We start from the raw sequence: 24,966 nt of genomic DNA on the forward strand, positions 1-24,966 counted from the left end.
GCTGCGTATGGGTGTTCAGGGCAGGCTGGTTGTGGCATAGAGCGGATACTGGTTGGCCAGTGCCGAGACGCGGCTCGCCAGGCCGGGAACGTTCTCCGCTCGGGCCAGGGCGTCGGCCAGGATCTCGGCGACCTCGGCGAAGGCGGAGCCGTCGAAACCGCGAGTCGCAAGGGCCGAAGTGGCCAGCCGAAGCCCAGAAGGTCGACGGGATGTGCGTGCCTCGTTCGGAACCGTATTGCGATTGACTGTCACGCCAATACTCTCCAGATGCCGTTCTGCGTCTGCACCGTCGGTGAACTGGCCTTGTTCTATTGCTTCGGACAAATCAAGCAACACGAGATGACAGTCAGTGCCACCGGTCACCACCTGGATCCCCGATGATCTGATGTCGGGCTGACAGAGCCGCTCGGCGATCATCTTCGCGCCTTGGAGTGTTCGCCGTTGGCGCTCGACAAACCCAGGTCGGCCGGCGAGATGGAAGGTGGCAGCCTTGGCGGCGATGCTCTGATTGAGCGCTCCGCCTTGGTGCCCAGGGAAAACAGCCGCGTCGATTCGGTCGGCCAGTGAGCCCCGGCAGAGGATCAGCCCACCGCGCGCACCTCCGAGAGTCTTGTGGGTCGTGCTGGTGACGACATCGGCATACGGCACGGGCGAGGGGTACACACCGGCTGCGATCAGGCCAGCAAGGTGCGCCATATCCGCGACGAGAAAGGCGCCGACCTCGTCGGCGATGTGTCGGAATCCGGCCCAGTCAACCGTCCTCGGATAGGCTGTCCAACCTGCAACGATGACTCGCGGTCGATGCTGGCGCGCGAGACGGGCCACGGTCTCCAAGTTCACCAGCCCGGTATCGGCATCTAGGTGATACCGGACAGCTTTGTAGAAGGTTCCTGAAGCATTCATTGTCGTGCCGTGTGAGAGGTGCCCGCCGTGGGAAAGGGCCAAACCCATCACCGTGTCACCAGGTTCCATCAGGGCGCCGAACGCAGCGGCGTTCGCCTGAGCTCCAGAGTGCGGCTGCACATTTGCGTGGTCGGCGGAGAACAGCTTCCGAGCCCGATCAATCGCGAGACACTCAATCTCATCGATATGGGCACATCCGCCATAGTAGCGACGGCCCGGATATCCCTCGGAATACTTGTTTGTCAGCACCGAACCCTGCGCCTGAAGCACGGAGATCGGCGCGAAGTTTTCCGATGCGATCATCTCCAACGTCTGCCGCTGACGTGACATTTCCTCCGACACGAGGGTGTGCAGCTGGGGGTCTGCGTCCATCAGTGACACGTCGAGATCGTTGTGCGCTGGCGGCGACGCTCTGCGAGTTGACCGGAGGGACTCATCGGAGTCCGGCGGCCAGGCGTCAGTGCTGTCTGTCGCGGACAAGGCAATCACCTCCGATGGGCTCGGCAAGCGCGGGTGACCGGAGATCCGCCTCGGAAGGGTGTCCGCGCCGGGAAGGACCGACAATCCGATGCCAGGTGTGCAGTGCACAAATTATCGATCGGTGCCAGTGTACCCGATGCTCTTAGGCGAGGCTACCCTAATGAGATGTTGCCTATGGTTTCATCGGCTGTCTCGTCGCGATGCGGGCTGCGACGCCGTCGAGTGCACGTTCGACTGCGTAGTTGTAGAGCCTGTCGAGGTCAAAGGCATGGGCGAGCGTGTCCGCGAACATTGCCGCCCCTGGATGCTGACTGTCCTCGGACAAGACGCCGAGGCTTGCGAGGATCGCGTCCTGAAGCTTGGGGTCGACATCTCGCTCGTCTTCGGAGGCGATCAGGTGCACGGCGGTGTTCAATAGCATGATGTGTGCGGCGGGCGCCTCGTCGCCCAAGCCGGCTTCAGCGAGCTTGCTGACCCCGGTATCGATCATCAGTACCGCCGCAGGGACGGTCGTGGCGGCCATGCCGAGCCAGCGGGCGACGCCGGGGTGTGCGGACAGTGTGTCGTGCAGCGAGGTGAGGAGCTGCTGATACCACGGTCGCCACGAGAGTTCTGGTGACGGTAAGTCGACTGAGCGCATGACGGCGTCGACGATGACGCGGTCGACCTCGTGGCGTGGGCCGACGCGGTGCACGATCGCCGTCGGCCAGCAGCCGACCTCTTTCGCGAGGTCCCGAGTGGACCACCCGGCTAGGCCGCGGGCGGCTGTGAGGCGGACTCCGGCTTCGATGATCTGCTCTGTAGTCAAGGGGGCTTCGTCCGCGGCGGTGCGCGGTCCGCGCTGGCGTTTGCTCTTCTTTGCCTTCGGCTTTGTCATGCTCGGCTCCCATCCGCGGAGTGTCGTGCCACCACGATACCCGGCGTGGTTGTCCGTTGAACAAACGCGCCGGGTAAGGGTACACTCACTTCAAAGATTTGTGCACTGCACAGGGCTCGCGATCGGGGACCGTGCAGATCGCCGATGAGTGGATGCTTGAAAGGATGGCTCATGCCCGATGATGCGACCGCTACTCAGGCTGTGTTGCCCGACGCTGAATCCGAGTCGGCCCCGGACACGCTTGAGCCCGAGACGAGAGCCGCTGGTAGTGGCAAGAGCCTCGGCTCGCTGCTCGCTCCGGTGCGTGGGCGGCTGATCCTGGCGGGGGCGTTCCAAGCGCTTGGCGCGCTGACGTCCCTGGTGCCGTATGTCGCGATCTATCGGATCGTCGAGGAGCTGTTGCAGCCGGCAGCCGCGAGCGGGAACGTGGTGTGGGCGTGGGCGGTCATCGCCGTGATCGGCGTGTTGGTGCGCACTGCCGCGACAGGGGCGGCATACACCATCACTCACGGAGCGGACGGAACGGTTGGCCAGGCGCTTCGGCGGCGATTGACCGATCGGCTGTGGCGGGTGCCGCTGGGCTGGTTCGGAGAACGCTCCTCTGGTCAGGTGAAGCGCCGCCTGCAAGATGACGTGCACGACGTGCATCATCTGGTGGCACACGCGATCAACGACCTGGTGGGAGCGATAGTGGCCCCGCTCGCGGGATTCGTACTGCTGTTCGTCGTCAACTGGCGATTGGGCCTGGTGTGCCTGGTGCCGGTACTGCTGTACTTCGTCGGACTGAGCGTGATGATGCGCGGAAATACGGAGAACGCGGCACGCTGGGACGAGGCATTGGGCCGGGTGAACTCCCGGATCGTGGAGTTCGTGCAGGGCATCGCGGTCGTGAAGACGTTCGGCCGGACACGCAGCACGCAGGAGCGCTACCACGCAGTCGGTGACGAGCTGGCCGTGTTCTTCGAACGCTGGATGGGACCACTGCTACGCGTCAACGCGCTGGCGAGTGCGGTACTGGCACCGCCGACGGTGATCGCCCTGGTGCTCGCGACAGGGGCCTGGTTCGTCCATTCAGAGTGGGCGGCTCCGGCCGAGGTGCTGCTGGCGTTGATGATCGGGGTTGGACTGGGTGCACCGGTGCTGAACATGGGGATCGGGGCGCAGGCAATGCGCACCGCCACCGCGGCAGCGGCGCGGCTGGGCGCCCTGCTCCGCACCCCGGTACTACCGCAGGTCGCGCATCCACGCACCCCGGAGGGTGCCGTGGTGGAGTACGACGGCGTGCGATTCTCCTACGATGGGCAGACCGACGTGCTCTCGGACATCGACCTCGTACTGCGACCCGGCACCGTCACAGCACTGGTGGGCCCATCGGGCTCCGGCAAGTCCACGCTGGCGCGGCTGCTGCCCCGGTTCTGGGACGTCACCGACGGTGCGATCCGGATCGGCGGAGTCGACCTGCGGCACGCGGCTCCCGAAGAGATCTACCGGCGAGTCGCATTCGTGTTCCAGGACAACGTGCTGCTGCGCATGAGCGTGCGCGACAACCTGCGCCTAGCGGCCCCGGACGCCGACGACGAGACCGTGGAGGCGGCAGCGCGAGCGGCACAGATCCACGATGTGATCATCTCTATGCCGCAGGGCTACGACACGATCGTGCACGAGCAAGTGACGCCGTCCGGCGGTGAGACCCAGCGGCTGTGCATCGCACGGGCCATGCTCGCCGACGCTCCCATCGTGGTGCTGGACGAAGCCACCGCCTTCGCAGATCCCGAATCAGAAGCAGCCGTCCAGGACGCCCTGTCAACCCTGATCGCTGGCCGTGCGGTCCTCGTCATCGCGCACCGGCTGCGCACGATCACCGACGCGGACCAGATCGTGGTTCTCGAGGGCGGTCGGATCGTCGAGAACGGCCGCCATGACGAACTGCTGGACCATGGCCGGCTCTACGCCGCCCTGTGGAACGCCCAGGAAGGAGCGACCGCATGATCCGGAAGCTGCTGCCGATCCTCGCATCGGACGACCGGGCGAGGATGCGCGTCTTCCTCACCGTCTGCGTCGCCTACGGGATCCTCCAGGGCGTCGCGCTGCTGCTGGCAATCCCCGCACTACGCCACCTGCTCGCCGGTGAAGCTTCTGCGAGCTGGCCGTGGATCCTCTCGGTGATCGGTGCCGCTGTCATCGCGGGCATCGCGTTCTCGATCCAGAGCGTGCTGGGATCCCGGATCGGGCTCGCCCTGATGCGCGGCCTGCACCGCAGCATCATCGACCACCTCGGCGTGCTGCCGGTGGGCTGGTTCTCCTCCGATCGCACCGGAAGACTCTCGCAATCAGTCTCCCAGGGCACGACCGCCGTGTGGACGGCCGCCTCGACCCTGATCCAGCCGCTGGTGACCGCCGTCGTCACGCCCATGACCATCGCGATAGGACTGCTGTTCATCGACTGGCCGGTGGCGCTGACGATGCTGATCGCCGCCCCGCTCCTGTACCTGGTGTACCGGTGGGCGGCTGCGCTCGCGGAGCGCTCCGCCGATCAGATCGACCAGGCGGCGGTTGAGGCGGCCGGACGCGTCGTGGAGTTCACTCGCGCCCAGCCGGTGCTGAGGGCCTTCCGGGCCGATCAGGCCGGCAACGGCATGCTGGAGAGAGCACACCGCGCCCAACAGGAGGCCTCCCGCCGCTCGCTGCGCACCAGCCTGCCCGGCCTGATCGGCTTCGCGACCGCCGTGCAGTTGGTGTTCGCCGCCGTCATCGTCATCGGCGTGTGGCAGTCCCTCACCGGCGCGGCGAGCGCGGCGACCGCCGCCGTGGTGCTGTTCGCCGCCGCGCGCTTCACCGGTCCGCTCATCGACGCCGCCGACCTCGGCTCCGCGCTCCGGCTCGCCGGTCACGACCTGGATCGCATCGCCGATGTCCTCGACGAACCCGCGCAGCCCGAGGGCACAGACAGCATCGACCAGGCCGGAGAACTCGCCTTCGACCACGTCGACTTCGCATATCCCGGGGGCCGGCAAGTGCTGCACGAGGTGACTTTCTCGGCGCACCCGGGAACCACTACCGCTCTGGTAGGGCCGTCAGGATCGGGCAAGAGCACGATCCTGCAGCTGGCTGCCAGGTTCTTCGACCCCGACGCAGGCACTGTGCGCATTGGCGGTGTCGATGCCAGGCTGCTGCCGGTACAGACCGTGATGGAGCAGCTCTCGGTGGTCCAGCAGAACGTCTATCTGCTCGACGACACGATCGAGGCCAACATCCGCTTCGGAAACCCGGAGGCCACCGACGACGAACTGCGCGAGGCGATCCGTCTGTCCCGCGTCGACGAGATCATCGACCGGATGCCCCACGGCCTCGACACGCAAGTCGGCGAGGCTGGAGTCGCGCTCTCCGGCGGTGAGCGTCAGCGCGTATCCATCGCACGAGCCTTCCTCAAGGACTCGCCCATCGTGCTTCTCGACGAGATCACCGCATCGCTCGATCCCGAGAACGCGATCGCCGTCCACGCCGGGCTGGCGGCACTGTCCGAAGGCCGAACCATGCTGATCGTCAGCCACGACCTGACCACGATCGCCGGAGCCGACCAGATCCTCGTCCTCGGCGACGGCGCGATCGTAGAGCACGGCACCCACACCGATCTCATCGCCGGCACAGGTCTGTACGCCGACTTCTGGGTCGAACGCGAACGCGCCCGGGGCTGGCGCGTCACCGACCCCACCGATGCCTCATGAAACCACACGCGAAAACAGCGCGGTGTGCGCACACATGCGACGCCGCCGTCGTGACCGACCCGGACGCACTGAAGGGCCCCCAAGGATGACGACAAGCAACCCCGCGCCCACCGCGCAGATCAAGCTGGTGCTGACGGCGGTGTTCCTGGCCTACCTGGCGCAGATGACGCTGAACCCGATCATTGCCCCGCTCTCACGCGAGGTCGGGCTGGCCGAATGGCAGGTCGGGGTGACCATCAGCACGGCAGCGATCATGGTGGTGCTCACGGCTCAGATGTGGGGGCGGCGGTCGCAGTCGCTGGGACGCAAACGTGTTCTCGTCGCGGCGCTGACCCTCGGTGCGATCGCGACGGCAGCTTTCGCGCTGATCTCCCAGCTCGGCATGATCGGCGTTCTCAGCGGCACCGTTCTGTTCGCGCTGTTCGTCGTGCTGCGCGGTATCGGGTTCGGCACCGCCATCGCCGCTATTCAACCGACCGCGCAGGCCTACATCGCTGACGTCACCACCGATGAGACCACACGGATCAAGGGCATGGCCGGTGTGGGTGCGGTCCAGGGCGTGGCTCAGATCGCCGGTTCCGTTGTCGGTGGTCTACTCGCCGCGTTCGGGCTGATGGCCCCGATCCTCTCCGTCCCGGTGCTCCTCGCCCTCGGCCTCGTGCTGGTCGCCCTTCGGTTGCGCCCCGAGGCACGCGCCACCTTGATCGAGAAGCCAGTGAGCGTCCGGCCGACAGACTCGCGGGTGTGGCCGTTCCTGCTCGCCGGGTTCGGCATGTTCACCGCCCTGGGGTTCATCCAGATCATCACGGGCTTCATTGTCCAAGACCGACTCCACCTGGACGCGAAGACAGCCGGAGTGCTCACCGGCGCGGCCCTCCTGGCCGCAGGTATCGGCATGATCCTCGCCCAGACAGTCGTTGTTCCCAAGACCGGGTGGAGCCCAGCCACCCTGCTGCGTGTGGGCGGCGTGGTTGCGCTGCTCGGATTCCTCGTGCTGATCCCCGATGCCGGGCCGGTCGCCCTCTTCGGATCGATCACCCTCATCGGCCTCGGATTGGGTACCGCCATGCCTGGTTACACCGCCGGGCCAACACTGCTGGTCTCCCGAGAGGAACAAGGAGGCCTGGCCGGCCTCATCGCCGCCAACATGGGTCTCACCTTCGTTGTCGCACCCACCGCCGGAACCGTCCTATACGGGGCTTGGACCCCTCTGCCGATCATCATCGGCGCGGCCATCATGGCGATCGTGACCCTGTTCGTTCTGCTCCACCCCCGATTCCGACGCATCCCGATGCCGCCCGAAGGCGACGCGACGAACTCGGACGTGCCAACGCAGGACGCCGGCCATGACTGTTGAGACAAACGTCGTGAGCGGCCTCACCAGGGGCCTCGAGCCTGCGTCGACGCGTGTCCGAACCAGGAACACTGGGGGCACGATCGGAGCAGATCACCGCTTTCGACTCCACCTTCCATATGAGCCTGACTCCTCACGGCTCTCGAAGATCGCGAGCGGATACGCACCATCTCGATGGCGCAGTCTCGCGCGCAAGGCCCACTGGTGACTTCCTACATAAACACTGCTTGAAAGGACCGCTATGAACACTCCAACCCAGGACAATCCCTCCTTGTCGCGAAGGCGTCTGGGGGTCAAAGACCTCGTCACCATTGGCATCTGCGGCGTCCTCGCGATGGTGATCAACACAGTGATCGGCATGATCCTCACCCCGATCTATGGTTTCGCTTACCCCGTCGTCGGAGGCGTGTGCGCGCTATTCTCAGCCCCGGTGTACGTGCTGATGAGCTATCGGGTCGCCAAGCGCGGAACCGCTGTGCTGTTCTACCTGATCATCGCGATCATCTCCGCGCTGCCTGGCTTCTTCTACATGATCCCCTTCTACCTGGCCGCCGGCCTGATCTGCGAGGCGATCTTGTGGCGCCCGGGAGCGTACCGCAACGGCATGCTCAACGCTGTGACCTACATGATCTTCGGAATCATGTTCTCGATCGGCTCCTACCTGCCCATCTACCTCTTCGGCGACACCTACTATGACCAGTTCGAGAGCATGGGCGCCTCGGCCGAACTGTTCCTACGTTTCGCGACCTCCCCGGGTGCAGTGGCAGTGTCCGTGATCGCCGGTGCCGTCCTTGCCCTGCTCGGGCACTGGATGGGGCGGAAACTGCTGTCGAAGCACTTCGTCAAGGCCGGGATCATCACCGCCGCATGAGACCAGGCTGGCTGCGGTTCGACCCGCGCACAACGATGCTCCTGCTCCCGTTGTGCAGCATGCTCACGCTCCTCGTAGACCAAACGGGCCTGCTCTGTCTCGTCGCCGGAGCATCGGCCTATCTACTGCTCACGGGCATGTGGCGGCAGGCCGTGACTGGCGTCTGCGTGTTCCTACTGCTGTATCTGGTGCAGTACGCAATCGTTAAGTATGCGACCGGGACTGTGCTGATGCTCGGCTTCATGGTGTTCTTCGCAGCACGTATCATGCCCGTCGCGATGCTGGTGCAATGCCTTGCCGGGACACCACCAGGTGAGCTCATCGCGGCGTTGCAGCGACTCCGGGCGCCTCGTGCGCTCGTGCTTCCCTGCGCGGTCATTCTGCGCTTCCTGCCGACCATCGGGTCGGAGTTCGCATCGATCCGCGACGGGATGAAACTGCGAGGCCTGTCCGCGCTGTCGTGGCGGACTGCGGTACACCCGGTGATGGTCATCGAATCGATCTACGTGCCCCTGCTGATGCGGAGCATGAAGGTATCCGACGACCTGTCGGTCTCCGCGGCCACCCGCGGGGCCGACAACCCCGGCCCCCGAACATCTCTGCGGCAGCTTCGCTTCCGACCAGTCGACGTGATCGCCGCGGCATGCGCGATCATGGCGCTCGGATGGGTGCTGGCCGACCAGCTCGTGACAGGCACAGCGATATGATCCACCTCAACGACGTCACCTTCTCGTACACGGCCGGGACAACGCAACTGCGTCACGTGTCCTTCCAAGTCAACTCCGGCGAGTTCGTCGTCCTCACCGGGCCCAGCGGCTGCGGCAAGACCACCCTCACCCGAGTCCTCAACGGGCTCGCCCCCGGGTTCTACGGTGGGGAACTCGAAGGCAACGTGCAGATCGACGGGACGAACGCCCACGAACTGCAACCGTGGGAGTACGGGCGGCTCGTCGGCAGCGTGTTCCAAGATCCGAAAACCCAGTTCTTCGCACCAGTCGTGCGCGACGAACTGGCATTCGGATGTGAAAACTACGGCATCCCACCCGAGGACATCCAGACACGCATCGAGGACCTCTCACACCGGCTGGGCGTCAGCCATCTCCTCGACCGGGCACTCCTCACCCTCTCAAGCGGCGAAAAGCAGAAGGTCGCGGTCGCCGCTGCGGCAGGCACAAGGCCTCCCATCTACGTAATGGACGAACCCTCCGCCAACCTCGATCTCGACGCCACCCGAGAACTCGCAGGAGTGCTGACGACGCTCAAGGAGTCCGGCAGCACCATCGTGATCGCCGAGCACCGCCTCACCTACCTCATGGACCTCGCCGACCGGATCGTCTACATGGACGACGGGGCCGTCCGACAAGAATTCACCCCTGCACAGCTGCAGAACCTGTCGCAGGGCACACTCGATGAACTCGGCCTGCGTGACCCGGCTCTCCGCACCATAGAACCAGGAGCACAACATGCCTCCCGTACCACAATCGGCGGCGCCCCTGCCGTCGAAGTCGCAAACCTCACTGTCCGCAGGAAACGACGCGGCGCATCACTGTTGACGAGCCTGGCGTTCACCTTGCAACCGGGTGAAGTCGTCGCACTCGCCGGACCTAACGGCGCCGGGAAGACCACGCTCGCCCGCACCCTGTGCGGCCTCGAGCGCGCAGGCAGAGGCACAATCTCCCTGCGCGGCGCCCCAACGCGCCGAGCCAAACGGTCCCTGAACACGTGGTTCGTCATGCAGGACGCCGACAGCCAGTTGTTCTCCGACAGCGTGCTCGGAGAAATGACGCACGGCACCAAGTCCACCCCCGACTCGATGGCCCAAGCGCAACGCGTTCTCACCCAGCTCGGGCTGTGGGCGCACCGGGACCGTCACCCGGGCTCGCTGTCCGGTGGGCAAAAGCAGCGTCTGAGCATTGCTGTCGCACTCATGCAAGACCGACCGCTCATCATGCTCGATGAGCCGACTTCGGGACTCGACGGAAGAAATCTCCGCCGCGTCGTCGACTGCATCACCGAACAGGCCGAGCGCGATAAAACGATCCTGGTGATCACTCACGACCCGGAATTCATCCGGAAGGCCTGCACCAGAATGCTCCTGGTCCGAGATCAAACCCTCGCAGCAGACATCCCAATCGAACCAGACAAATTTGGACTCGTCTTAGACCATCTCACAGGGAAGACGGCCAGACATGACGAGTAGTTTCGCTCTGCTCCTTCACGGCGGCATGCACGGGGCTTGGTGCTGGGAGAGGGTGATCCCACATCTGCGGCATCGGACGATTGCCATCGACTTGCCTGGCCGACCCGGGGCCGGAAAGCAACCACCGACACTAGACGGATTTGCCGAAACCGTCGTCGACGCCATCAACGATGAACCAGGAGACGCTGTTATCGTTGCCCATTCACTGGCCGGGATAGTCGCATTGGCGGCCGCCGAACGGGCTCCGGGGAAGATCAGGAAGATCATCTTCGTTTCTGCAGTAGTTCCGCCATCGGGCTCGTGCTTCTGGGATATGCTGCCTGCGCCTCTGCGGTGGTTCGGCAGGTTCCTTCTTAGCGGAGATAGAACATCGATAATGCCCCGCTGGATGGCTCGAGCAGTGTTCTGCAATGACTTGTCGCGCGAGGACCAAGACCGATTGCTTGATCGTCTTGTTCCTGAACCAGTAAAGATACTCGATACTGAACTGCACTACAAGATTCCAGAGAATATCGGAGTCAGCTATGTTCTCACGACCCGCGATCGAGCTATCCGACCGCGAACGCAAGAAGAATACATGAACTCGCTCCCCAAGCGGACGCGTCACTTCACCTTAGATAGTGGCCACAGCGCTTGGTACTCCCGTCCGACCGAGCTTGCCGAAATCATCAATGCAGAGATTGAAGACGATGATTCTTCAATCCCACCCGGGTTCATGCGAAGCTGAAATAGGCCGATCGTGTGGTGCTGTCGAGCCGCGGAGCTTGAAAATCACCGGGTCCACGGACGGATGCTGCACAGCGAATGGTCGCTCAGGGGTCCGGTGCTGTGGATGTATGCGAGTGCCGGCGACGGTACGCGTCCGGGGCCCAGCCACCAACGTTCTTCGCCGCGCCGAGGAGGATCTGGACTCACATTCGGGGTCCACGAAGATAGGGAGCGATACTGCGCAGCTTTTCGCAGGTTTCTTCCCACTCGCGTTCGGGCGTGGACTGGCCCATGACACCCGCACCGGCACGAAGCCAGCTTCGTCCGTCGCGCTGGAAGACGGTGCGAAGTGTCAGCGCGGCATCCAGTTGACCCTGGGTGTCGGCCATGATGACCGCTCCGCCATAAAGGCCGCGTTCCTCGCCCTCGAGCTCTCGGATGACTCGCAACGCGGCCGCCTTGGGCACCCCGGTAACGGTCACGGCCGGGAAGAGCGCTGCGAAGGCCGACCAAGACGACATGTTCTCTTGCAGCTGTCCCGTGACGCGAGAGGCGATATGCTGCACCGACCCACGTTCCTCCACGTCCATGAACTCTGTAACGGCCACCGAGCCCGGTATGCTCACCGATCGGGTTTCGTCGAGAGCGAGCCGGACAGAGATCGCGTGTTCATGCACTTCCTTCGCGTCACTGAGTAACTCTGAACGCAAGCGACTATCCGTTTCGCGATGGTGGTGCAGTGCGCGAGTACCAGCCAACGGCTGTGTGCGGACACGGCCAGTGGGGTCAACCTCTACAATGGTCTCAGGACTGAATCCAGTTGCCTTCCACCCGCCGACGTTAAGAAGGAATGAACGCGCTGGCGTGTTCGCGCGGCGACCTGACAGATAAGTCTGCGGCAAGTCGATCTCGGGCCCAGCGGGAAGGGGCACAACCCTCGAGAGAACTACCTTGTCCAAGGCACGACTCTTGATCTCACCGATTGCCTTATTGACCATTTTCTGATATCTGGCAAAATCGGGTTCCTCGATCGAGATCGGGGTGGCGTCGGACGTAATAGGTTCGGCGCGAAGCAACGCTGTGATCCGAGCAAGTATTCCCGGAATTGAGGTGCGGGTATGAACTGCATTTCCGTCGAGCTGCACTTCGACCTCAGGCAACATGAGATGGATGAGTGTGTCCGATCCTGTGTTGGTCCGGTCCTCGTACAGTAAGAACGCCAACTCGAAAGTAGCCCACCCGTAGCACCGTGATGGTCCATGCCTGCTAAGGGATGCTAGTGCCGTTGCGACAGCTTCAACGGGATCGTCTACAGGGACACTCCGGTGCCATTGGCCGACCCGCAGGTGTAGTGTGTCGCTGCTGACGCTCACCTCAGCAGCAGGTCCGGCGGCAAAATACCATGTTCCCGCTCTCTCGTAGACGAGATACTGTTCCCCAATGCCTCCTTGTGCGAGCTTGATCGCAGCACTTGCTGGATCGAATCTCAGGGCAGTGTGCGCCTCGTGGGCGAGTTTCGGTGTTCGCGAAGCCCAGTCCTCAAGGGCTTCGGCGAGTCCGTCACCGAGGGTGTCGTCAAGTCGTTGATCGTTGGCCAGTGGGTCTCTCATCGGGCTTGGACCTTCCCTCCAGTGTCCGCTCATCGAACGGTCTGCGCAGCACCTGGCCATGCGGAAGAGGCCCGTCTGTGCGGCGCACAAATATGAGGTAAGTATAGCCTTACCCGGTTCGTCCGTTCAATCGGCAGCGGGTCCCAGCCCGGAATCGGCTCCGGCTTCTATGAGGCGGGCCCTTGTGATCGAGCGCCGCGTTCTCCTTGCGGGATCGAGTGTCACGCGGCTGTTCGTGCTGACCATACAAATTCTTGGGTTCGATCACCTGGTCGGTGACCGTCAATCGCCCAAGGCGAGGTCGCGTGAGAGTGCTTGTGTGGTTCCCGTCGCCGGGCCACGGGAGGTGGCGGTACGGCCCTGCGACAGCAGCTATCGCACTGACGATGAAACAAGGCCGGAGAACGCCCTGGTCGGGCATGGCCGTGCCCGACCAGGTACGCTACCAAGCTGCACCATAGCCCGTTATTCAGTTTTCGGCTGGTGACTGGGGCTTAAGTCATCTAACCCCCAGTTAGACGAGGTCAATGGTGCAGGCCTTGCCGGAGCGTAGCTGCGTCACGTGGGTCTCCTCGGGCCAGGGTGGCGTGCCATGCCGGTGATGCCACGACCGCATTGAGGCTGGTCAGAACCTGGAGGGTGTCAGCCGGGCGGTGCCAGCGCTACACTGGAAGTCCACACCAACGTAGGTGTACTTTCCATTCCTCGACGAAGCGCCCGAGTTCAGCCGCGATGTCCTTGAAGCCATGCGACAGCCTTTGGAAAGCGGGGTGTGCAGTATTCACAGGGCGTGGGGTTCGGTTGATCTTCCGGCACAGTTTCAGCTAGTTCTGGCAGCCAATCCGTGTCCGTGCGGAGGCTCGACGGGCAGGCAGTGCATGTGCAGTCCCACTGAGAAAAGGCGCTACCGGGCCAAGCTGTCCGGGCCGCTGATGGACCGTGTGGATATTCAGCTGACGGTCCAGCCGATCAGTCCGGCGGACCTGCACAGAAAAGAAAAGCGAGAAGGCTCGGCAGAAGTCGCGCGGCGGGTAGCTGAAGCACGGCGGGTGCAGGCGCAGCGGTATCGCGATGACGGCTTTGCACTCAATGCGCGCGCTCCCGGCAGTCGGCTCCGTGAGATCTTCCGCTTTACCCCGCAGGAAACAGCACACCTGGACACCGCTTTGGAACGCGGAACGCTCTCCATGCGCGGCTATGACCGGGTGCTGCGCATCGCCGCGACAATTGCCGACTTGCGCAGCATTGATCGGCCGGGCCGTGATGAGCTCATGGCGGCAGCCGCGCTGAGAACCCAGGAGCAGCTATGACCGACCCAGCCGAACTGAGAGCCGCGGCCAATCTCATGCGCACCGCTGAACCGACTGACCGGATGCTCGCGGTGTGCATACGCGCGGAAGGACTGACCGAAACGTGGCGCGCCCTCAGCAGCACCGCCCGCGACGACGGTCCCGATAACAGCAGGGCACGAAGCTTCATAGCAAGCTGCGCGGCCGACTTCGGCATCACCGTGAGCACAGAAGCGGTGACGAAAGCCGCCGAGCGGTGGAAAACCAGAATCACCGGACAGGACTGTGATGCTGACCGCGACCTGCGGATTATGGAACGGCTGGGCGCTCGCCTCATTGCACCGGGCTGTGCCGAATGGCCACAACAGCTGGACGATCTCGGCCTGGACGCTCCCACGGCCCTGTGGGCGCGGGGGCCGGGAAACCTGAACGACCTGACTTCTGTTTCGTGTGCCCTCGTTGGTGCGCGCGCGGCGACCGGCTACGGAACCGCGCTTGCCAAGAACACGGCGTTCGAACTGGCCCGTGACCGGGCGACCGTCATTTCCGGCGGTGCCTTCGGCATCGACGCGGCAGCCCACGCCGGAGCCCTTGCCGCATCGGCCGGGCGGTCCTCAACAATTGCGCTTATGGCCGGGGGAGTGGACCGCATGTACCCGCGCGGCAATGCCGATCTGCTGGAAGAACTGTGCCGCAATCACCTGGTGGTCTCAGAGTGCCCGCCGGGTGCGACTCCCATGCGGCACAGGTTCCTTGCCCGCAACAGGCTGATAGCAGCCCTGTCAACTGCGGTTGTGGTTGTTGAAGCGGGGTGGCGTTCCGGTGCGATCAACACCGCGCACCATGCGGCTGAACTCTGTCGACCCCTGGGTGCTTTTCCCGGACGGGCCTCCGATGCTGAGTCCGCCGGATGCCACAGGCTCATTCGGGAAGGAGGCGCTGTGCTCGTGGCCGAACCAGACCACGTGCGCGAACTGCTCGGCACCGCAGATGTTGCAGAACTGTTCAGTCGCGAAAGTGCCCGAGCGCAGCGCGAACCGGCTGACGGGCTGAGCGATGCTGAGCTCAAAGTGTTCTCCGCGCTTCCCGTACAGCGCGGAGTCGACTGCTCAACCCTCGCGGTACGCGCAGGGCTGGACCCGCAGAGCACACGGGCTGCGCTCGCCGCACTCGAACTTGCCGGACTGGCACACCGCAGCGGTGACGCGTGGCAGAAGGGTCGCTGACCCAAGCCGCTATCCTGGGCCTATGACCTCGAACCTTCCCCACGAGGCACTGCCGACCGAGTACGCCTCGGCGCTGGAGGACTACGAATCCGAACTCACGGTCCACCAGACAGTGTCCGAGCACACGCGGCGTGCTTACTGTGCAGATGCGCGTTCCGTTCTCGAATTCCTTGTGCGCGCAGCCGGCGGTCAGCCGATCGCCCTGTGTGACGTCGAACTGGCAAACCTGCGCCAGTGGCTCATGGAGATCCACGAACACGGAGCTTCTGCCAGCACAGCGGCACGCCGCATAGCGGGAGTCAGGTCGTTCTTCACCTTTTTGCGCCGCAGTGGCCGCATCGAAGCATCGCCCGCCGAGCGCCTGCAGGCACCCAAGAAGCCCGGCCGCCTGCCGGCGGTGCTCAAACAGCGCGCTGCGGAAACCGTACTTGCCAACACTGGGCAGACAGCTGGTGAAGACTCGGAGCAGGCATCGGATCTGAACCCGGTTCAGCTGCGTGACCGTGCCATGGTCGAACTGCTCTATGCCACGGGCATGCGCGTATCTGAGCTGACGAGCCTCAACCTGGACTCCGTTGACTTCGCAAACAAGCTCATCACGGTGCTCGGCAAGGGCCGCAAAGAACGCCGGGTGCCTTTCGGCGGTCCATCAGAAGCAGCGCTGAACGCATGGCTGGACGAGGGGCGGGAAGCTCTGGCTGCAGAGCCTGAAGCCCTGTTCGTCGGTGTGCGCGGAAAGCGCATTGACCCGCGCCAAGTTCGCGAAGTCGTGAGCAGGGCAACGGCCGGCTACAGTGATTCCCCGCGGCTGTCACCACACGGACTGCGGCACTCTGCGGCCACGCACATGGTGGAAAACGGAGCTGACATTCGCCAAGTGCAGGAAATGCTGGGGCACGCCAGTCTGAGCTCCACCCAGATCTATACCCACGTTTCCCTGCAGCGGCTCAAAGACACCTACCGGCAGGCCCACCCGCGCGCATAAGAACCGGAACCAGGTGGAGGTCAGCCCGCGCGGAACTCCCAATGCCACGGTTCAGGCAGCGAACCCGACGGCTGGGCCCAGGGCGGGTGCACCCACCCGAACCGGGATGCGTTCGCCTTCATCCACTTATGCTGCGCGGTGCCGAAGCTGTTGATGCCTGAGCCTAGGTCCACAGCCAATGCCCACCCGTGGTTGGAACGCCCAGGGGTTGCCGCCCACTTGCCCTTGCGTGCTTTCAGCGTCACCTGTGTCTGGTAGTCGCGGTAGGAATCTGTCACCGAAATCGGATGGCCGAACCTCTGGGCAAATGCCGCAGAGAGTGCATCGAAGCCTTTTGCGGCATCACACCGCAGGCGGTGGCCGGGCGCTGACCGCAGCGGGCACAGAGCCACAGTGGGAATGCGGCCGTTGCTGTAGCCGCCCCACGCGCCGGCCCCTGACTTTGCGACCGAGCCTCCCGGCGCCGCGGCAGGCAGGCGGTCAGGTGCTTGCGCCTCGGGCAGCAAGATTGAGGCATCGGAAACAAAGAAACCAGCCGGATTCACATAGTCCTTAGCCCGGTCCGCCTTCCAGACCCCGACGTGCACACAGCCGTCAGCGCAGTGTGACGTATCCGCAACAGTGCCGATCACCTGCCCTGCAGCAACCTGATCGCCCTTGCGCACAGTGCCCGCGACGGGTTCGAACGACACTGCGTAGCCGCCCACCTCGAGACTGATAACCGGTTTGTCCGCGACTTTCCCGACAAACCGGACTGTGCCGGCAGCGGGGGAGCGGATCGACTCACCGACTGCTGCGGCAACATCGATCCCACGGTGGCCCGCATTCCAGTTCTGTGCGGGCTTGTCAAAAGCCCGCACAATCTGCAGACCCGGAACGGGGGTCAGCCAACGGTGCGCAGCGTCGACTTCGGCGCCGTCGGTGTTCTGCGCGTAGGCAGAATGTGGCCCACCCACCACGATCAGTGCGGCAAACACAGAAGCTATGGCAACAGAAACAGCAGCAGATAGAGCAGAGGTGATGACTTTCATGCGGACAGTTCAGCGCGCATCATGCCCTACCCGCGAGACCCGGAAGACAGCTGTGGGAAACCCCGCCGCAATCCCCAGACACGAGAACGGGAGTCACATTCACCTCTGAATTCCCCCTCGCGAGCCTCTGCACTCAGCAGCCCGTTTTGCCCAGGTTGAGCGACACCGTAGAATAGAACCAGCAGAAGCGTGTCTGCTTCTGACTTCGCGCATCCGATTGAACCGATCTGCCGCAGGTGCGCGCTGTCCACACCCAATGGATTCCAAGTCCAGTGGAAAGCGCGTCGGCAGGTCCGCGGGTGCCAGGACCAACCGAAACCCGTTCCGCGATCGAGTCCCAAAGCTCACCGCAGGAACCCTAGGCGCGCAAGCGCACAGAAAGGAGACCACGGCATGGCCGTCGTCACCGTTCGCCAGCTGCTCGAATCCGGCGTTCACTTTGGTCACCAGACCCGCCGGTGGAACCCGAAGATGAAGCGCTTCATCTTCACCGAGCGCAACGGCATCTACATCATCGACCTGCAGAAGTCGCTGGGCTACATCGACACCGCCTACGACTTCGTGAAGGAAACCGTCGCCCACGGCGGTTCGATCCTCTTCGTCGGCACGAAGAAGCAGGCCCAGGAAGCAATCGCAGAACAGGCAGCGCGCGTGGGCCAGCCCTACGTCAACCAGCGCTGGCTCGGCGGTATGCTCACCAACTTCCAGACGATCGCCGGTCGTCTGCGCCGCCTGAAAGAACTCGAAGAAATCGACTTCGAGGACGCCGCGGGCGAAGGCCGCACCAAGAAGGAACTGCTCATCCTGTCCCGCGAAAAGGACAAGCTCGAGCGCACCCTCGGCGGCATCCGCGACATGCAGCGCACCCCGTCAGCAGTGTGGGTTGTCGACACCAAGAAGGAACAGCTGGCCGTTGACGAAGCTCGCAAGCTCGGCATTCCGGTCATCGCCATCCTCGACACCAACTGCGACCCCGACGTTGTCGACTACCCGATCCCGGGCAACGACGACTCGATCCGCTCCGTCAAGCTGCTGACCCGCGTGGTTGCAGACGCAGTCGCCGAAGGCCTCATCAAGCGCCACGGCGGCAGCGAAGAGGGCGAAAAGAACGTTTCCGCCGTCGAACCGATGCCCGAATGGGAGCGCGAACTCCTTGAAGGCAAGTCCGAGGGCGCCGCAGACAAGGCCGAAGCTGACAAGGCTGAAGCTGAAAAGTCCGAAGACAAGGCCGCTGACAAGCCCGAAGCCTGACCCCACGTCCCTTCGACCCCGTATCTTCCAAAGGAGATTCCATGGCGAACTACACCACAGCTGACATCAAGGAGCTGCGCGAAAAGACCGGCGCAGGCATGATGGACGTCAAGAAGGCACTCGACGAAGCCGAAGGCGACAAGGCCAAGGCCGTTGAGATCCTCCGCGTCAAGGGCCTGCAGGGCGCTGCCAAGCGCGAAGGCCGTTCCACCTCGGACGGCGTTGTGTTGGCCCGCGTTGAAAACGGCGTCGGCACCATGATCGAGTTCAACTCCGAAACCGACTTCGTCGCCAAGTCCGACACCTTCAGCAAGCTCGCTGAAGAGGTTCTCGACCTGGCCGTGTCGAACAACGCCGACAACGCTGAGACCCTGCTGAACACCGAAATCGACGGCAAGCCGGTTTCGCAGATCATCACCGAAGGCGGGGCATCGCTCGGCGAGAAGGTCGACCTGCGCCGCGTGGGCCGTATCGAAGCTCCTTCGATCGCGCAGTACATGCACCGCACCAACAAGGACCTGCCCCCGCAGGTCGGCGTTCTCTTCGCCTACGAAGGCGGAGACGACCAGGTTGCACACGATGTCGCAGTGCACATCGCAGCCATGTCGCCGAAGTACTTCTCGCGCGAAGACGTCCCGGCTGAGATTGTCGAAAAGGAGCGCGAAGTCGCCCTGGAGACCGCCAAGAACGAAGGCAAGCCGGAACGGGCCATCCCGAACATCGTGGAAGGCCGCGTGAACGCATTCTTCAAGGACAACTGCCTGCTGGACCAGGGCTTTGCCAAGGAGCCCAAGACTCCGGTCTCGGCTGTTCTGAAGGACGCCGGTATCGACGCTCAGGGCTTCCTGCGCTTCCGCGTGGGCGTCTGATCGTCTGAACTGCTGAAGAAATGCCCCTCGGCTGACTGCCGAGGGGCATTTCTGCGTCTGCGGTTCTTCTGTCCGGTGGTCGGCAGGATAAGCGGGGAAGACTCACGAGGTGCCGCTTGCCTGCCGCTGCTTCTTCCCGCAGTACCTCTCAGGCCACGAGAAGCGCGCCGCCCAGCGCGGCTGAGGCGACCCCCAGGGTCACGAGGGCTGCCAGAATCAGAGGACGCAGGCCCATGCGAACAAGGGACCGGAAATGAACACCGAGGCCCAAACCAAACATGGCCGCGGTCAGAAAGATCTTCTGGACCCAGTCGGCGCCGGTGAGGAACCATCCGGGCAGAGGCAGGAACGTTGTCGTGACAGCCGCGACGATGAACAGCGCGACCCACAGCGGAACGAGAGGGGGACGTTCGGAAGATTCCCTGCTGTCGGAAGCTCCGCCTCGCACCATCCAGCGGCCCAGGAAGAACACGACCGGAGCGAGCATGAGCACCCGGGCGAGTTTGACGATGACCGCGGGTTCAAGGGCTGCCGGCCCCAGAATGCCGCCGATCGCAGCGACCTGCGCGACTTCGTGCACACCGGCCCCCGTCCAAATGCCCGCTGTGCGAGGGGCAAGGTCCCACAGACCGACAAGCGGGGGCACCACACCGATCATGATGGTTCCGAACAGAACCACGAGCGCGACGGCAGCCGCCGTGTCTTCTTTCCGAGAGCGCAGAGTGCTCTGCGCGCCGGCGACTGCTGCTGCACCGCAGATCGAGAAACCGCAGCCTATCAGCATTGACAGGTCACGGCCCACTCCCAGCAGTCGGCCCAAGCCGACGCTTAAGAAGAAGCCTCCCGCAACAAGCACTATGACCAGCACGATCACGAGAGGGCCCAAGGCTGCGATGTCCTTCAGCGACAGCTGAAAGCCCAGGGCGATGATTGCCGCGCGCAGCAGCGGTTTCGACGCAAAGGCAACCCCGGGGTCAAAGCGCGCCGGCAGCGCAGGCAGCAGGTTGCGCACCAGCACGCCCAGAACAATGGCCATGAGAACCGAACCCGTGTGCGGAATTGCAGCGGCTAATGCGAAAGCAATACCTGCGGCAAGGCCGCACAGCAGAAGACCCGGCAGCAGCTTCAACAGCGCGGACGGTGAGGGGAGTGAGTCGACGGATGTATTCACGCCCTCTACTATGCTCCCCGCGGGTGTCGGCACCGCACTCGGCCCGGTGGATTCGGACGCTGAGAGCGGCTGCGGGGCGCCTGTCTGCGTGCCACAAGGCGGAATGCAGAATCGGCAGGCGCGGATGGGTAGACTGGGAGCGATCCAAACGAAGGAAGGAAGCAGATGCCGCACACCGTGAGTGAGAGTCCGAAGCCCGAAGCCACACATCGGCGCAGGGTCCTGCTCAAACTCTCCGGCGAAGTGTTCGGCGGCGGCTCGGTCGGCGTGAACCCCGATGTCGTCGCATCTGTCGCTCGTGAAATCGCGCCCACTGTCGGCGAAGTCGAAATGTCGATTGTCGTCGGCGGCGGCAACTTCTTCCGCGGGGCCGAACTGCAGAACGGCGGCATGGACCGCACGCGCGCTGACTACATGGGCATGCTCGGCACCGTCATGAACTGCCTCGCACTGCAGGACTTCCTGGAACAGCTCGATGTGGACACCCGCGTGCAGACGGCGATCCCCATGCCGCAGGTCGCTGAAAGCTACATTCCGCGCCGAGCCATGCGACACATGCAGAAAGATCGCGTCGTCATCTTCGGCGCCGGTGCGGGCCTGCCGTTCTTCTCAACCGACACCGTCGCCGCTCAGCGCGCGCTGGAAATCCACGCGGACGAAGTTCTCGTGGCCAAGAACGGAGTCGACGGCGTCTACACGGCCGATCCCAAATCAGATCCGACGGCGCAGAAGCTCGACAGCATCTCCTACCAGGACGCTCTGCAGCGCGGGCTCAAAGTCGTCGACGCGACAGCTTTCAGCCTGTGCATGGACAACAACGTCGCTATGCGCGTCTTCGGTATGGAAGGCGAAGGAAATCTGCGCTCGGCCATCATGGGCGAGAACATCGGCACCGTGCTCTCTGCCTGAGAGCCAGCACTATTCATAGGAGACACAATGATCGATTCTGAGCTCAAGGACGCACGCGGCCGCATGGACGGCGCCGTAGAGGCCACCCAGGAGAACTTCGGTTCCGTGCGCACCGGCCGCGCGAACCCGCAGCTGTTCGCCAATATTCAGGTTGAGTACTACGGAGTGCCGACCCCGCTGCAGCAGCTGGCCTCCTTCCAGGTGCCCGAAGCCCGCACCCTCCTGATTTCACCGTTCGACCAGTCGGCACTGGGCAACATCGAGACCGCCCTGCGCAACTCCGATATCGGCGCCAACCCCGCCAACGACGGCAACGTCATCCGCGTGGTCCTGCCGGAGCTGACCGAAGAACGCCGCCGCGAGTACGTCAAGATTGTGCGCGGCTACGCGGAAGACGGCAAAGTCGCCATCCGCAATGTCCGCCGCCGCACCAAGGACACCCTCGAGAAGTTCCAGAAAGACGGCGACCTCGGCGAAGACGAAGTCCGGGCGGGCCTGGCCGAACTCGACGAGCTCACGAAGCGCAAGACCGACGAAATCGACACGCTTCTTGCGGCCAAAGAAAAAGACCTGATGGAAGTCTGACTTGACTGCTCAATCACCCTTGACTTCCTCAGACGACAGCGCGGAAGCACAGCAGACGCCGTCGCCTGAGGAAGTCACCCCTCCGGCGGAAAAAGACTACGGAAAAGCAGGACGGAACCTGCCTGCCGCAATCGGGGTCGGCGTGGGCATCGGCGGGACCGTGCTGGTCAGCCTCCTCGTCTACCCTCCGGCGTTCCTTGCCATCGCCATCATCGGGGTTCTCGCCGCCACGTGGGAACTGTCCACCGCGCTGTCTCGCTCCGGGGCAGATGTCTACCGGCCGCTGACCATGACCGCAGCTGCCGGCCTCGTGCTGTCGAGCTGGTTCGGCGGGCGCGAAGCCGTATGGGTCGCATTCACCCTTTCAACGGGCATCATCATGCTCGTCTCGCTTATGACCGGGCGGCCCAATCCGGTCAAAGAAGTGTCCCTGTCGCTGTTCGCCCTGACCTATGTCGGGCTCATGGCGGCGTTCATCGTCTACATCCTCCACCAGCCGCAGGGCAATCTTCTGCTCATCACGTTCCTGGCCCTGGCCGTGTCCTCTGACACCGGGGGATACGTGTTCGGCGTGCTGTGGGGCAAGCACCCCATCGCCCCGAAGATCTCACCGAAGAAATCCTGGGAGGGGTATGCAGGTTCGACCGTGTTCGCCGTGACCGTCGGAATCTGCATGGCCGTTTTCGCCTTCCACGTGCCCTGGTGGGAAGGTGCTGTTCTCGGTCTGGTGATCCCAGCCTTCGCAACGCTCGGGGACTTTTCGGAATCCATGATCAAACGCGATCTGGACCTCAAAGACATGGGCAATCTGCTGCCGGGCCACGGTGGTGTCATGGACCGATTGGACTCGATCCTGCCCAGCGCCCCCGTCGTTCTCGTGCTCTACACAATTCTGCCGGGGTTCATCACCACAGGCTGATGAGGACGACGATCACACGCTCCCCTCGGGCCACTGGCGCGGGAGCTTTGGAATAATAGGGGAGTCATGAGCAACACGCGTCGCAAACAGGTCCGCCCCGTCGTCGAACACGAAGACGGCTCAACATCCAAGACGCCTACCCGCGATGGCCGCCCGCTGCTGAACTTTCGCGCACCGCGCGTGACCCAGCCGCCGCGGCACTTCGCCGACATGTCGATGGAGGAACGACAGGACGCCGTGCGCGAACTCGGTCTGCCTGCCTTCCGCGCCAAGCAGCTGTCCAATCACTACTTCCAGCGCAACATCACCGATCCTGCGCTCATGACAGACATCCCGGCCGATAAGCGCGATGCTCTTGCCGAAGCCTTCTTCCCACCGCTGCTGAGCGAGGTCCACCGGCTGAAGACCAAGAACGGCGACACCATCAAATTCCTGTGGCGTCTGTTTGACGGCGCACTCGTCGAATCCGTTCTCATGCGCTACCGCAATCGCATCACCCTGTGTGTGTCGTCCCAGTGCGGCTGCGGTATGAACTGCCCGTTCTGCGCCACCGGCCAGCAGGGGCTCACCCGCAACATGTCAACAGCCGAAATCGTCGAACAGGTCATCCGAGCCAACCAGGCCATCGCCGCAGGGGAACTCGCACCGACCGCGGAGCCGGACATCAACATGCTCGGCGAACAGGCAGCCGCGGTCGGCGACGAATCCGGCGAATCCGACGCAGGCGCTCAGCCCGGTGCGCACACCAGCGCTGGCGCCAAACCCTCTGCCACCCAAACACCCGCTGGCCAAGAGCGGGTGACGAACATCGTGTTCATGGGAATGGGCGAACCCCTAGCCAACTACAAACGCGTCATGAACGCCATCCGCCGCTTCACCGACGCCGCCCCGCACGGCCTGGGAATGTCGCCGCGGCGCATAACGGTTTCAACGGTGGGGTTGGTGCCGGGCATCCGCAAACTCATGAGCGAAGACATTCCCGTCACATTCGCCCTGAGCCTGCACGCACCCGATGACGGCCTGCGCAATGAGATGATTCCGGTCAACACACGCTGGAATGCCGACGAGGCGATTGACGCCGCCTATGACTACTACCGCACAACGGGCCGCAGGGTGTCGATTGAATATGCCCTCATCAAAGACATGAACGACCACGCGTGGCGGGCAGACCTTTTGGCAAAGAAGCTCAATGCCCGAGGCCGGGGCTGGGTGCACGTCAACCCGATTCCCCTCAACCCCACTCCGGGCTCGGTGTGGACCGCATCTGAACCGCAGGTTGCCCAGGAATTTGTAGACCGCCTGGTTTCGGCCGGAATTCCCACCACCATTCGCGACACCCGCGGACAGGACATCGACGGTGCCTGCGGTCAGCTGGCAGCGTCCGGCGAGGACTGAGACAAGCCGAACACAGCACGCATCACCTAAGAGGAGACCACATGGAGAAGAGCTTCCCCAGGATGTCGGGGTGGAAGTCCGGCTATGATCCCGGACAGGTTGACAGCTTCTTCAAGCGAGCCCGCGAATCCTATGAGCGCGAACAGCCCGGCCCGGGTGATCTCGATGCTCGCGCAGTGCGCACCGTTGGCTTCGATTTGGTGCGCCGCGGCTACCACGTCGGTGTTGTCGACGCGGCTCTCGACCGTTTGGAGGACGCTTTTGCCAAATCGTCTCGCGAACGGCTGATTGCCGAAGAGGGCGAAAAGGCGTGGATGGACAGACTGTCTTCTGCAGCCGGGTCGCTGCAGGCCCGTTTGGAGCGTCCTCGCGGTGAGCGGTTCGAACTTGCCGCCGACCGCACCATCGGCTATGACCTCGCTGAGGTCGACGAACTGTGCGACAAGATCAGCGCCTACTTCACACAGGGCCGGGCGATGAGCGTCGACGAGGTGCGCCGAGTTCTGTTCCGCACCCGCCGCGGTGAGCGAGCCTACGATGAAGACGAGGTCGATGCGTTCATCGACCGTGTCGTGGAAGTCATGGCCTCTGTCGACTGAGGGGATCTC

The 24,966-nt window shown here is 63.7% G+C and carries 22 protein-coding genes; 17 read left to right on the top strand and 5 right to left on the bottom strand.

All coding sequences use genetic code 11. The annotated features are described in order from the left end of the window. Positions 1-15 precede the first annotated feature (15 nt). Both glyA and HMPREF3162_RS05190 read right to left on the bottom strand, forming a co-directional pair. A complete protein-coding gene (gene glyA, locus HMPREF3162_RS05185; protein WP_070574443.1) occupies positions 16-1,275 on the bottom strand; it encodes a serine hydroxymethyltransferase in 1,260 nt (419 codons plus the stop codon). A 280-nt stretch (positions 1,276-1,555) separates the two neighbouring features. Next, a complete protein-coding gene (locus HMPREF3162_RS05190; protein WP_070524518.1) occupies positions 1,556-2,260 on the bottom strand; it encodes a TetR/AcrR family transcriptional regulator in 705 nt (234 codons plus the stop codon). 171 nt (positions 2,261-2,431) lie between these two features. Here HMPREF3162_RS05190 and HMPREF3162_RS05195 point away from each other — a divergent pair, with 171 nt between their 5' ends. The 7 genes from HMPREF3162_RS05195 (at position 2,432) to HMPREF3162_RS05225 (ending at position 11,137) form a co-directional block, all read left to right on the top strand. Continuing rightward, a complete protein-coding gene (locus tag HMPREF3162_RS05195) occupies positions 2,432-4,249 on the top strand; it encodes an ABC transporter ATP-binding protein (protein WP_070574237.1) in 1,818 nt (605 codons plus the stop codon). Then, positions 4,246-5,985 (top strand): ABC transporter ATP-binding protein, encoded by a 1,740-nt coding sequence (locus HMPREF3162_RS05200; protein ID WP_070777126.1) that lies wholly within the window; start codon positions 4,246-4,248, stop codon positions 5,983-5,985. The genes HMPREF3162_RS05195 and HMPREF3162_RS05200 overlap by 4 nt, the downstream gene beginning before the upstream one ends. 85 nt (positions 5,986-6,070) lie before the next feature. After that, positions 6,071-7,342: an MFS transporter gene (locus HMPREF3162_RS05205; RefSeq protein ID WP_070524524.1), complete on the top strand. Its 1,272-nt coding sequence runs from the start codon at positions 6,071-6,073 to the stop codon at positions 7,340-7,342. Positions 7,343-7,580: 238 nt separating this feature from the next. Then, positions 7,581-8,210: an MptD family putative ECF transporter S component gene (locus HMPREF3162_RS05210; RefSeq protein ID WP_070574239.1), complete on the top strand. Its 630-nt coding sequence runs from the start codon at positions 7,581-7,583 to the stop codon at positions 8,208-8,210. Next, positions 8,207-8,917 (top strand): energy-coupling factor transporter transmembrane component T family protein, encoded by a 711-nt coding sequence (locus HMPREF3162_RS05215; RefSeq protein ID WP_070777127.1) that lies wholly within the window; start codon positions 8,207-8,209, stop codon positions 8,915-8,917. The genes HMPREF3162_RS05210 and HMPREF3162_RS05215 overlap by 4 nt, the downstream gene beginning before the upstream one ends. After that, on the top strand, positions 8,914-10,410 hold the full coding sequence (locus HMPREF3162_RS05220; protein WP_070777128.1) for an ABC transporter ATP-binding protein: 1,497 nt from the start codon (positions 8,914-8,916) through the stop codon (positions 10,408-10,410). The genes HMPREF3162_RS05215 and HMPREF3162_RS05220 overlap by 4 nt, the downstream gene beginning before the upstream one ends. After that, complete coding sequence (locus HMPREF3162_RS05225) at positions 10,400-11,137, top strand: alpha/beta fold hydrolase (protein ID WP_070777129.1); 738 nt, start codon at positions 10,400-10,402, stop codon at positions 11,135-11,137. Before HMPREF3162_RS05220 ends, HMPREF3162_RS05225 begins: the two co-directional genes overlap by 11 nt. Before the next feature lie 184 nt (positions 11,138-11,321). Here the strand turns inward: HMPREF3162_RS05225 and HMPREF3162_RS05230 are convergent, their stop codons facing one another. Then, positions 11,322-12,788, bottom strand: a complete 1,467-nt coding sequence (locus HMPREF3162_RS05230; protein WP_371089264.1) for a salicylate synthase — start codon at positions 12,786-12,788, stop codon at positions 11,322-11,324. Between the two features lie 629 nt (positions 12,789-13,417). Between HMPREF3162_RS05230 and HMPREF3162_RS11355 the strand changes: the two genes are divergently transcribed. From HMPREF3162_RS11355 to HMPREF3162_RS05245, 3 genes are read left to right on the top strand one after another with little or no spacing between them, the layout of a single operon-like run. Further along, positions 13,418-14,038 carry an ATP-binding protein gene (locus HMPREF3162_RS11355; RefSeq protein ID WP_371089263.1) on the top strand — a complete coding sequence of 207 codons (621 nt, stop codon included), beginning with the start codon at positions 13,418-13,420 and terminating at the stop codon, positions 14,036-14,038. Further along, complete coding sequence (dprA, locus tag HMPREF3162_RS05240; protein WP_070777131.1) at positions 14,035-15,243, top strand: DNA-processing protein DprA; 1,209 nt, start codon at positions 14,035-14,037, stop codon at positions 15,241-15,243. The genes HMPREF3162_RS11355 and dprA overlap by 4 nt, the downstream gene beginning before the upstream one ends. A gap of 22 nt (positions 15,244-15,265) precedes the next feature. After that, positions 15,266-16,228 (top strand): tyrosine recombinase XerC, encoded by a 963-nt coding sequence (locus tag HMPREF3162_RS05245; protein WP_070777132.1) that lies wholly within the window; start codon positions 15,266-15,268, stop codon positions 16,226-16,228. 20 nt (positions 16,229-16,248) lie between these two features. Here the strand turns inward: HMPREF3162_RS05245 and HMPREF3162_RS05250 are convergent, their stop codons facing one another. Beyond that, positions 16,249-17,259 carry a peptidoglycan DD-metalloendopeptidase family protein gene (locus HMPREF3162_RS05250; protein WP_070777133.1) on the bottom strand — a complete coding sequence of 337 codons (1,011 nt, stop codon included), beginning with the start codon at positions 17,257-17,259 and terminating at the stop codon, positions 16,249-16,251. Between the two features lie 393 nt (positions 17,260-17,652). Here HMPREF3162_RS05250 and rpsB point away from each other — a divergent pair, with 393 nt between their 5' ends. Together rpsB and tsf are read left to right on the top strand one after the other, a co-directional pair. Continuing rightward, on the top strand, positions 17,653-18,510 hold the full coding sequence (gene rpsB, locus HMPREF3162_RS05255) for a 30S ribosomal protein S2 (protein ID WP_070777134.1): 858 nt from the start codon (positions 17,653-17,655) through the stop codon (positions 18,508-18,510). A gap of 41 nt (positions 18,511-18,551) precedes the next feature. Further along, complete coding sequence (gene tsf, locus HMPREF3162_RS05260) at positions 18,552-19,379, top strand: translation elongation factor Ts (protein ID WP_070574257.1); 828 nt, start codon at positions 18,552-18,554, stop codon at positions 19,377-19,379. 148 nt (positions 19,380-19,527) lie between these two features. Here the strand turns inward: tsf and HMPREF3162_RS05265 are convergent, their stop codons facing one another. After that, positions 19,528-20,550: a YeiH family protein gene (locus tag HMPREF3162_RS05265; RefSeq protein WP_070777135.1), complete on the bottom strand. Its 1,023-nt coding sequence runs from the start codon at positions 20,548-20,550 to the stop codon at positions 19,528-19,530. A 165-nt stretch (positions 20,551-20,715) separates the two neighbouring features. Between HMPREF3162_RS05265 and pyrH the strand changes: the two genes are divergently transcribed. The 5 genes from pyrH to HMPREF3162_RS05290 all read left to right on the top strand — a co-directional run bounded on the left by pyrH (position 20,716) and on the right by HMPREF3162_RS05290 (position 24,957). Continuing rightward, complete coding sequence (gene pyrH, locus HMPREF3162_RS05270) at positions 20,716-21,459, top strand: UMP kinase (RefSeq protein ID WP_070574261.1); 744 nt, start codon at positions 20,716-20,718, stop codon at positions 21,457-21,459. Positions 21,460-21,486: 27 nt separating this feature from the next. Further along, a complete protein-coding gene (gene frr, locus HMPREF3162_RS05275; RefSeq protein ID WP_070574263.1) occupies positions 21,487-22,044 on the top strand; it encodes a ribosome recycling factor in 558 nt (185 codons plus the stop codon). Between the two features lies 1 nt (position 22,045). Then, entirely contained in the window at positions 22,046-22,963 is a 918-nt protein-coding gene (locus HMPREF3162_RS05280; protein ID WP_070777136.1) for a phosphatidate cytidylyltransferase, read from the top strand. 66 nt (positions 22,964-23,029) lie between these two features. Next, entirely contained in the window at positions 23,030-24,358 is a 1,329-nt protein-coding gene (gene rlmN, locus HMPREF3162_RS05285) for a 23S rRNA (adenine(2503)-C(2))-methyltransferase RlmN (RefSeq protein ID WP_070777137.1), read from the top strand. A 41-nt stretch (positions 24,359-24,399) separates the two neighbouring features. Next, the gene (locus HMPREF3162_RS05290; RefSeq protein ID WP_070574268.1) at positions 24,400-24,957 is read left to right on the top strand and encodes a DivIVA domain-containing protein; all 558 of its coding nucleotides are present in this window, start codon (positions 24,400-24,402) and stop codon (positions 24,955-24,957) included. Positions 24,958-24,966 lie beyond the last annotated feature (9 nt).

Origin of the sequence: Brevibacterium sp. HMSC07C04 (genome assembly GCF_001815905.1) — a bacterium.
GTDB lineage: Bacteria > Actinomycetota > Actinomycetes > Actinomycetales > Brevibacteriaceae > Brevibacterium.

What these genes read in the sequence shown, in the direction of transcription:
- HMPREF3162_RS05225 (WP_070777129.1), top strand. Translation starts at nt 10,400, where the DNA reads ATGACGAGTAGTTTCGCTCTGCTCCTTCACGGCGGCATGCACGGGGCT.
- HMPREF3162_RS05220 (WP_070777128.1), top strand. Translation starts at nt 8,914, where the DNA reads ATGATCCACCTCAACGACGTCACCTTCTCGTACACGGCCGGGACAACG.
- HMPREF3162_RS05250 (WP_070777133.1), bottom strand. Translation starts at nt 17,259, where the DNA reads ATGAAAGTCATCACCTCTGCTCTATCTGCTGCTGTTTCTGTTGCCATA.
- HMPREF3162_RS05210 (WP_070574239.1), top strand. Translation starts at nt 7,581, where the DNA reads ATGAACACTCCAACCCAGGACAATCCCTCCTTGTCGCGAAGGCGTCTG.
- HMPREF3162_RS05190 (WP_070524518.1), bottom strand. Translation starts at nt 2,260, where the DNA reads ATGACAAAGCCGAAGGCAAAGAAGAGCAAACGCCAGCGCGGACCGCGC.
- dprA (WP_070777131.1), top strand. Translation starts at nt 14,035, where the DNA reads ATGACCGACCCAGCCGAACTGAGAGCCGCGGCCAATCTCATGCGCACC.
- HMPREF3162_RS05230 (WP_371089264.1), bottom strand. Translation starts at nt 12,788, where the DNA reads ATGGCCAGGTGCTGCGCAGACCGTTCGATGAGCGGACACTGGAGGGAA.
- HMPREF3162_RS05195 (WP_070574237.1), top strand. Translation starts at nt 2,432, where the DNA reads ATGCCCGATGATGCGACCGCTACTCAGGCTGTGTTGCCCGACGCTGAA.
- frr (WP_070574263.1), top strand. Translation starts at nt 21,487, where the DNA reads ATGATCGATTCTGAGCTCAAGGACGCACGCGGCCGCATGGACGGCGCC.
- HMPREF3162_RS05215 (WP_070777127.1), top strand. Translation starts at nt 8,207, where the DNA reads ATGAGACCAGGCTGGCTGCGGTTCGACCCGCGCACAACGATGCTCCTG.
- tsf (WP_070574257.1), top strand. Translation starts at nt 18,552, where the DNA reads ATGGCGAACTACACCACAGCTGACATCAAGGAGCTGCGCGAAAAGACC.
- HMPREF3162_RS05200 (WP_070777126.1), top strand. Translation starts at nt 4,246, where the DNA reads ATGATCCGGAAGCTGCTGCCGATCCTCGCATCGGACGACCGGGCGAGG.
- rlmN (WP_070777137.1), top strand. Translation starts at nt 23,030, where the DNA reads ATGAGCAACACGCGTCGCAAACAGGTCCGCCCCGTCGTCGAACACGAA.
- pyrH (WP_070574261.1), top strand. Translation starts at nt 20,716, where the DNA reads ATGCCGCACACCGTGAGTGAGAGTCCGAAGCCCGAAGCCACACATCGG.
- HMPREF3162_RS05205 (WP_070524524.1), top strand. Translation starts at nt 6,071, where the DNA reads ATGACGACAAGCAACCCCGCGCCCACCGCGCAGATCAAGCTGGTGCTG.
- HMPREF3162_RS05245 (WP_070777132.1), top strand. Translation starts at nt 15,266, where the DNA reads ATGACCTCGAACCTTCCCCACGAGGCACTGCCGACCGAGTACGCCTCG.
- HMPREF3162_RS05290 (WP_070574268.1), top strand. Translation starts at nt 24,400, where the DNA reads ATGGAGAAGAGCTTCCCCAGGATGTCGGGGTGGAAGTCCGGCTATGAT.
- rpsB (WP_070777134.1), top strand. Translation starts at nt 17,653, where the DNA reads ATGGCCGTCGTCACCGTTCGCCAGCTGCTCGAATCCGGCGTTCACTTT.
- glyA (WP_070574443.1), bottom strand. Translation starts at nt 1,275, where the DNA reads ATGGACGCAGACCCCCAGCTGCACACCCTCGTGTCGGAGGAAATGTCA.